General features: G+C 63.7%; 2 pseudogenes. Both read left to right on the top strand.

Annotation, left to right across the window (positions count from 1 at the left end):
* Positions 1-140 (top strand): annotated as a pseudogene (locus CXQ90_RS23130) (sugar ABC transporter substrate-binding protein); the annotation flags it as partial.
* A 57-nt stretch (positions 141-197) separates the two neighbouring features.
* Positions 198-680 (top strand): annotated as a pseudogene (locus CXQ90_RS21705) (ABC transporter permease); the annotation flags it as partial.

The raw sequence follows: 680 nt of genomic DNA, 5'->3' as shown, positions 1-680 counted from the left end.
GAGCGGTTGACGCGCTCTGGCAGAACTCCCGCGGAGGCTTCGAGCTCGGAGGCGGCCAGCCGGTGCTCACCGGTCCCACCATCATCGATTCCTCGAACGCCGAACAGGTTGCGGTCTTTGCCGCTGACGGCATCCGCTGATGCGCCGGTCCGGCCCGGGCACGATTGCGGCCCCGGACATGATGAAAGTGAAACCCCATGACGGCTAATATCATCACCCCCGCCGGTCCGGCTGCCGACGAGCGGGTTGCCTCCAAGAGCAGGATGGCCAAACTGCTGGGACGCCCGGAAATCGGGGCGCTGGTGGGTGCCATCGCCTTGTTTGCCTTCTTCTCAGTGGTTGCACCGGTGTTCCTGCAGCCCGGCTCCATTGCCACCGTCCTGTACGGCGCCTCCACCATCGGCATCATGGCCGTGGGTGTCTCGCTGCTGATGATCGGCGGGGAGTTTGACCTGTCCACCGGTGTTGCCGTTATCAGCTCGGCCCTGACGGCATCACTTTTCAGCTGGTACTTTTCGACGAACGTATGGGTGGGCGTTGCGCTGGCTCTGGTGGTGTCGCTGGCGGTTGGCTTCATCAACGGGTGGATTCTGGTCAAGACCAAGCTCCCGTCCTTCATCGTCACCCTCGCAACCTTCCTCATGCTCACCGGGCTCAACCTGGGCCTGACCCGGGCCATC

Source organism: Arthrobacter sp. ZGTC131 (genome assembly GCF_002929275.1).
Lineage (GTDB): Bacteria > Actinomycetota > Actinomycetes > Actinomycetales > Micrococcaceae > Arthrobacter.
This window is presented reverse-complemented; position numbering and strand designations above follow the sequence as displayed.